This is a genomic window from Sandaracinaceae bacterium (genome assembly GCA_020633055.1).
Taxonomy (GTDB): Bacteria; Myxococcota_A; Polyangia; order Polyangiales; family Houyiibacteriaceae; genus JADJJE01.
The window spans coordinates 1-3,003 of the sequence record JACKEJ010000027.1; the positions used below are offsets into that span (position 1 = coordinate 1).

The 3,003-nt window shown below is 66.8% G+C and carries 2 protein-coding genes; both read left to right on the forward strand.

Annotated elements, in window-relative coordinates:
- Positions 1-240 precede the first annotated feature (240 nt).
- Entirely contained in the window at positions 241-1,815 is a 1,575-nt protein-coding gene (locus tag H6726_32780; GenBank protein MCB9662461.1) for an IS21 family transposase, read from the forward strand.
- Complete coding sequence (locus H6726_32785; protein ID MCB9662462.1) at positions 1,815-2,639, forward strand: ATP-binding protein; 825 nt, start codon at positions 1,815-1,817, stop codon at positions 2,637-2,639. The genes H6726_32780 and H6726_32785 overlap by 1 nt, the downstream gene beginning before the upstream one ends.
- Positions 2,640-3,003 lie beyond the last annotated feature (364 nt).

Below are 3,003 nucleotides of genomic sequence, written 5' to 3' on the forward strand. Positions count from 1 at the left end.
AGTTTGCAGGCTCATGGGACCACCTGATGGGCTGAATTTGCAGGCCCATGGGACCACCGGATTTTCATGATCATGGGACCACCCGCGGGGGGGTGCCCCTGGGTTTTGCAGGGGCATGGGACCACCTGATTTGCAGCCAGAAGGGACCACCTGAGGGCTGCGGTGAGGAGGCCCTGGGCCGGCGACCGGAACATCAACCACGGTTCGAGTTGGACGTCGCGGGCGTCCGAGGAGAGCCGCATGAGTTACCGGGAGCTGAGCATGATCGAAGTGAAGGAAGTCCTGCGCCGCCGGGAGGCGGGGCAGGCGTTGAGGGAGATCGCCCGCGAGACGGGGCTGGATCGGAAGACGGTGCGTCGTTACGTCGACGCGGCCGCCGAGGTCCCCGCGGACGCCGCGCCAGAGGTGCGCGTCCAGCAGGCGGTCCAGGCGGTTCAGGTTCGGGCGCCACAGCCGCGAAGCGAGGCGCGTGAGCGCCTCGAGACGCACCGAGAGTTGATCTCGGGTTGGCTGAATCCCGCCGACAAGAAGACACGCGCGCTGCGCCTCACCAAGGTGCACGCGCTGCTCCAGCGTCGTGGCGTCGACGTGACGTACGCCACGCTGTGCCGCTGGGCGCATGACGAGCTGGGCTGGCGCGAGCGCAAGCCCACCATCCGCGTCGACGATCCTGAGCCTGGTCAGGAGGCGCAGGCCGACTTCGGCAAGATGGGCATGCTGTTCGACCCCGCGCAGGGGCGGATGCGGCAGCTGTGGTGCCTGGTCGTCACGCTGACGTTCAGCCGGATGCAGTTCGTGTGGCCCACGTTCGAGCAGACGACCGAAGCGGTATGCGAAGGCCTGGACGCGGCGTGGGCCTTCTTCGGAGGTGTTCCCGCGCGCGTGCTCGTCGACAACGCCAGCGCGATGGTGACGTCGGCCAGCTCGACATCGCCGCGCATCAACGATGCCTTCGCAGACTACGCGCAAGCGCGCGACTTCTTCGTGGACACCACGCGGGTGAGGCGCCCGAAGGACAAGGCGCGCGTAGAGAATCAGGTGCCGTTCGCGCGCGAGAGCTGGTGGGACGGTGAGACCTTCGTGGATCTCGACGACGCTCGGCGGGCGTCCCTCAAGTGGTGTCACGACGCGGCCGAGAGGATTCACGGCACCACTCAGCGTGTGGTCCGCGAGCACTACGAGTCCGAGGAGAAGTCGTGCATGAAGGAGGCTCCGACAGCACCCTTCGACGTGCCGCTGTGGACGACCGCGCAGGTGCACCCCGACCACCACATCAACGTCCAGCGCGCGCTCTACTCGGTCCCCACGCGCTACATCGGCAAGGAGGTGCGCGTACGTTCGGACCGATCCATCGTGCGCATCTACCTTGGGGGTGAGTTGATCAAGACTCATCCGCGACAGGCACCAGGCAAGCGCGCGACCGACACGAACGACTACCCCGCAGGCACCGCGGCGTACGCCACACGCAGCTTCACGAACATCGTCGAGCGGGCGCACAAGTGTGGTGAGAGCGTCGGCCAACTCGCCGAGAGGCTCTTCGACCGCCAGCTCCCTTGGACGATGATGCGCCAGGGCTACCAGCTCCTTCGACTCTGCGACACGTTCGGGGCGGACAAGGTCAATGCCGTCTGCGAGCGCTCCTTGAGCTTCGACGTCGTCGATGTGCCCCGCATCGCACGCATGCTCAAAGAGGCCCGTGTCGTCGAGAGCGACGCCGAGGAGCGAGGCAAGCTGCGGCGGCTGCCGCAGACGCCGCGCTTCGCCCGTGACGCGGGCACCTACAGCACGGTCGAGACGAAGAAGGAGGAGAAGTGATGGCCAACTCCACCGCCACGATCGACACCGAGCTCCGAGTCGCACTGAAGAAGCTGCGCCTCGGGAAGATGATCCCCACGCTTCCCGAGCGGCTCCTGCTCGCCCGGCAGAACAACCTCTCGCACGAGGACTTGCTGCTCCTGCTCCTGCGGGACGAGATCGATCGGCGCGACAGCACCGCCACGGCGCGGCGCGCACACACCGCCGGGCTCGACCCAGACATGGTGCTCGAGCGCTGGGACAAGACCACCAAGGTCCACTTCGACCGACGTGTGCTCGACGAGCTCGTGTGCCTCCGCTTCGTCGAGAGCGCGCGCAACGTTGTGATCCTCGGCCCTGTCGGCGTCGGCAAGACCTTCCTCGCCACGGCCCTCGGACACATCGCATGCAGGCATCGCTTCCAGGTGATGCTCACGCGCGCCGACGACATGTTGCGACGTCTCAAGCAGAGCCGTCTCGACAACTCGCGCGACGCGCTGATGGTGGAGCTGACAACGATCGACTTGCTCATCATCGACGACTTCGCGCTCGAGCCCATGACCCGCGACGAGGGGCGCGACATCTACCAGCTCTTCGTCGAGCGCAACGGACGTGTCCCCACGATCGTGACCAGCAACCGCGACACGGCGGAGTGGATCGCGACCTTCGACGACATCCTGCTCGCACAGAGTGCCGTCGACCGATTCATCAACAACGCCTACGACCTCGTCGTCGAGGGTGAGTCCTACCGTCACCGGCTGAAGCCCAAGGTCACCGGCACAGAGAACCCGCCCGACGTGCCCATCGAGAAGCCCGACCGCCCCATCCGGCGCAAGCGCCGCTAGCGCGGCACGTCGTCGCCTCCGGCTCCTCCGGGCGTGACACGGTGGCCATCAGACGGCATGCTCAGCCCAGTGTCGTCGGACCGTCCCCCGGTCCCATGGTCATGAAACTCTGGTGGTCCCTACGGGGTGCAAACTGGCAGACAGCCTCAGCTCCGCATAACGAAGGGCCCGGCATAATTGCGCAGATCCGTCGGACGCGGGTACGCCCACACCCGCACCGTCCGCGTAACCGCTGCATCGACCCGCTCTTCACGGGGTGCCGCGCGAGCGCCACGCTCGGAGGATGAAGAGACTTCAGGGTGAGTGGCCCGACCACGTGCGGGCTTGGCGGGCGAGCGGGGAGACGGCGCGAGCGTACTGCGCC